This window comes from Acinetobacter sp. KAM396, from assembly GCF_021602765.1.
Lineage (GTDB): Bacteria > Pseudomonadota > Gammaproteobacteria > Pseudomonadales > Moraxellaceae > Acinetobacter > Acinetobacter towneri_A.
The window spans coordinates 1-3,556 of record NZ_BPPH01000068.1; the positions used below are offsets into that span (position 1 = coordinate 1).

A 3,556-nucleotide genomic window follows, 5' to 3' on the forward strand; every position below is an offset into this window, starting at 1 on the left:
TGCTGAAAAGGTTGCCAACACATAAAGTGCCCCAAATAGAAGAATTACTACCTCACCGCTGGAAACCTGAACCCCGTTAAAACTTGGCGATGGCGTTCAGCGGATGCTTACGTCGAAGTTTATACTTCGACTGTTTAAATTACATAGAAAGAAAGTTAAAGCAAATTAAACCAATTAATGCTGAAGCTGCAAGGACGTACATCACTTTGAGCTGGAAATGAAATAAGCCAACCAAAGCTACAAGTGCAATTAACGCAGCAACAATATCGAAAGAGCCGTTAAAACCTGTTGGCCAAAGTACATGATAAGCAAAAAATAGGGCAAGGTTAAGAATCACACCAACAACTGCGGCTGTAATAGCCGTTAACGGAGCTGTAAATTTGAGCTCATTATGTGTTGATTCGATAATTGGTGCACCAGCTAAAATAAAAACAAAGGAAAACAGGAAAGTAAACCAAGTGACTATGCTTGCTCCAATGGTGCCCGCCAAGAATAAATGATCTGAGCCTAAGATTGCTTGATTGAATGCTCCTAAAAAGCCAACAAATGCGACCACCATAATTAAAGGGCCGGGCGTGCTTTCACCTAGAGCTAAGCCATCTATCATTTGAGTCGGACTTAACCAACCGTAATAGCTTACAGCACCCTGATAAACATAAGGCAATACTGCATAGGCACCACCAAAGGTGAGCAGGGCCGCTTTCGTAAAGAACCAAGCCATTTGGGTGTAAGTATGATCCCACCCCAGCGTTAAGCTTAGGCTCAGGATTGGAATAAACCACAGTAGACCACCAATTAGCAGAATACTGCCCAATCGTTTCCAGCTAAAGATCGCATGTTCAGGTGTAGGAGTATCATCATCAATTAAAGCACGACCATAATCTTTTTTACTCTGCTGGTGTGCGTTTCCACCAGAAAATAGGCTTGGATATTTTTTTCTGGTTAGATAACCAATGATTGCGGCAGAGAGCACAATTAAAGGAAAGGGTAAGTTGAAGAAAAATATAGCAATAAATGAAAGGGCTGCAATCAGCCATAAAAATTTATTTTTAAGTGATCGACTGCCGATTCGATGTGTTGCATGAAAAACAATGGCAACAACAGCAGGTTTAATACCGTAAAAGAGCCCTGCAATAATGGGTACATCACTAAATTTTACATAAACCCATGAAAGACCAATTAAAATAAATAGTGAGGGTAGTACAAAAAGAATCCCTGCAACTAAACCACCGACGGTTCTATGCATTAACCAACCGATATAAGTTGCTAATTGTTGTGCTTCAGGACCCGGTAAGAGCATACAATAGTTCAGTGCATGCAAAAATCGCTTCTCTGAAATCCACCGCTTTTCTTCAACCAGTTCTTGGTGCATGACCGCAATTTGACCTGCGGGCCCCCCAAAACTAATGAACCCCAATTTAAGCCAGAATAGGAATGCTTGCCAAAATGAAACTGACTGTATCTCTTGTTCTGGTTGTATAACAAGTTCTTGTTCCATGATTATTCTCTTGATAGGTTGGCATATAAGCCATCGAAAATGTGATTCGATAATGCAAATAATTGGTCATCGTCACTTATCTGACTTCGAATTCCTTGAATAACTTTTTCAATACCGATCGCTTCTGGAGGCTCAATTCCTCCTACATCAAGGTAATGAACAATTTCAGCGATTTTCTTTAATGCGGGTGTTTCTAGATCAAAACTATGTAAAAGAACTTCGAAGGTCACCCAATGATTGACATGACTGAAAGTTGCACCATCAAAATCGAATCCAAATGCATCTTTGGGGCAGTCACTTGGCGTTTCTAACCAAATGAATGTTGGTGAGGTATCTATAAAAGTCTTGATTAGCCATGCAGAAGCTAGACGATCAATCCAAGGCCTTTGTCGTGTTGCCCAAATTCTGTTTTGATAATTACCTTTATCCAGATGTTGAATATGAGCTTGTATAGCTTTAGGTTCATTGACTTCACCTAGACGTGCAATAGTGAGTTCCAATAAGGAAAGTTCATTAAGAACCTGTACTTGAGTCTCATCTGGATAATAGTCAATGTCTACAAGTGCATCGATGCTTTTTCTTAATTTACGAATCTGTTTGAGTAGTTCTTTCTTATCATCTTTAGTTTGACGATCTCTTATTTCCGTGAGTTGTTTATAGAGGGTTTCGTACTCTTCTTTTCGATTGAAAATAGGTGCGAGTTCAAGATTTAAAGGTGGCTCTGCGTAAAACATATAAGCAGTTCCTTGTTCAGAAACAACATCATTAGCAATAGAGGTAAACTTCTCACTATGATTAATAGGGAGTATGTAGACCCCATCTCTAAGGGTCGCGGCACCACTTGCTTTCAAAGATCGCCAGACTCTCATCCGAGTGCTTGTGTTCTGTGTAGGCAGAGATGTTATGAGCAAAGAAATAGACATGTAGTATACTCAACATATTTGTAGAATATATTACTAATAAATTTTTAAACTTCAAAGACGAATAAATGATTTCCTATAGTAGGAAAAATATTAAGAAAATATTTATCCAGAACATATTTAAATTGAGGGTGTTATGGAAAAGGGAGCAATAATTTCAGATTGCAGTAAATATCGTTATTCTCTATGGCGTATCTGGGATAAAGAGAAACCAATGTTTTCTTTTATTGGTTTGAATCCCTCAACTGCAGATCATATTCAAGATGATCCCACTATCACTCGTTGTATCAACCTTGCCAAAAGTTGGGGTGGCGGTGGTATTTATATGGCTAATCTCTTTGCATATAGAGCAACTGATCCACAAGAAATGATGTCTCAAGAAGATCCCATTGGCTCAGATAATGATTTTTACTTAAGCGAAATAGCTTCCAAATCCCAAAGAATTATTGCTTGTTGGGGTAATAATGGGGGGTATCAACAAAGGTCCTCTACTGTAAAAGAACTATTAAAGGGTAAACTTTATTATCTAGAATTGAATAAAACAGGTGAACCAAAACATCCTCTTTACATCCATTCTGAAACTCAAATTAAGCCCTATTTAACATAATGGCTGTTATACGAACTATCTTTGTAATGCATATTGCATTACAATATTCTCATGCATTCAATAAATGGGAAAATGATGGCTACTGTTAATTTCAGGGTCGATGAAGCCCTTAAAGAAAAGTCTTATTCCATCCTAAAAGAACAAGGAATTGCACCTACTGAGTTCTTTACTAATATTCTTGAATATATTGCTACGACTGGAAAGCTTCCAGTACAAAAAGCTTTACTCTCAGAAGAGGATACCGAGCTATTAGCGATTGTTCGTAAACGTGTTAATGATCCTAAAGAGATGTTCGAGGAAGTCACATTAGATGACTTATAAGCTTTTACGTCATAAGGACGTAAGCGTCCGCTGAATCCCATACCTATTTTTTAATTTTGGTCGGATTTCCAGCGGTGTGGCAGTAATTCTTCTATTTGGGTCACTTTATGTGTCGGCAACCTTTTCAGCACATCACTTAAATAGGCATAGGGATCCAGCCCATTCAGCTTTGCTGACTGGATTAATGTCATAATATTGGCTGCTCGCTGA

General features: G+C 38.5%; 5 protein-coding genes. 2 read left to right on the top strand and 3 right to left on the bottom strand.

Annotation, left to right across the window (positions count from 1 at the left end; translation table 11 throughout):
• Positions 1-139: 139 nt before the first annotated feature.
• Both chrA and L6C30_RS14360 read right to left on the bottom strand, forming a co-directional pair.
• On the bottom strand, positions 140-1,498 hold the full coding sequence (chrA, locus tag L6C30_RS14355; protein WP_019838421.1) for a chromate efflux transporter: 1,359 nt from the start codon (positions 1,496-1,498) through the stop codon (positions 140-142).
• Positions 1,499-1,500: 2 nt separating this feature from the next.
• The gene (locus L6C30_RS14360) at positions 1,501-2,421 is read right to left on the bottom strand and encodes a chromate resistance protein ChrB domain-containing protein (protein WP_236095237.1); all 921 of its coding nucleotides are present in this window, start codon (positions 2,419-2,421) and stop codon (positions 1,501-1,503) included.
• A 133-nt stretch (positions 2,422-2,554) separates the two neighbouring features.
• On the opposite strand from L6C30_RS14360, the gene L6C30_RS14365 reads away from it, so the two are divergent.
• Both L6C30_RS14365 and L6C30_RS14370 read left to right on the top strand, forming a co-directional pair.
• Positions 2,555-3,025 (top strand): DUF1643 domain-containing protein, encoded by a 471-nt coding sequence (locus L6C30_RS14365; protein ID WP_039048355.1) that lies wholly within the window; start codon positions 2,555-2,557, stop codon positions 3,023-3,025.
• Between the two features lie 75 nt (positions 3,026-3,100).
• The gene (locus L6C30_RS14370; RefSeq protein WP_026438268.1) at positions 3,101-3,346 is read left to right on the top strand and encodes a type II toxin-antitoxin system RelB/DinJ family antitoxin; all 246 of its coding nucleotides are present in this window, start codon (positions 3,101-3,103) and stop codon (positions 3,344-3,346) included.
• Positions 3,347-3,396: 50 nt separating this feature from the next.
• On the opposite strand, the gene L6C30_RS14375 is transcribed toward L6C30_RS14370, so the two are convergent.
• Positions 3,397-3,556: transposase domain-containing protein (locus L6C30_RS14375; protein ID WP_236163325.1), on the bottom strand; the 160-nt coding region annotated here is incomplete at its 5' end.

Coding starts and splice junctions, on each gene's coding strand:
- chrA (WP_019838421.1), bottom strand. CDS start 1,498: ATGGAACAAGAACTTGTTATACAACCAGAACAAGAGATACAGTCAGTT.
- L6C30_RS14360 (WP_236095237.1), bottom strand. CDS start 2,421: ATGTCTATTTCTTTGCTCATAACATCTCTGCCTACACAGAACACAAGC.
- L6C30_RS14365 (WP_039048355.1), top strand. CDS start 2,555: ATGGAAAAGGGAGCAATAATTTCAGATTGCAGTAAATATCGTTATTCT.
- L6C30_RS14370 (WP_026438268.1), top strand. CDS start 3,101: ATGGCTACTGTTAATTTCAGGGTCGATGAAGCCCTTAAAGAAAAGTCT.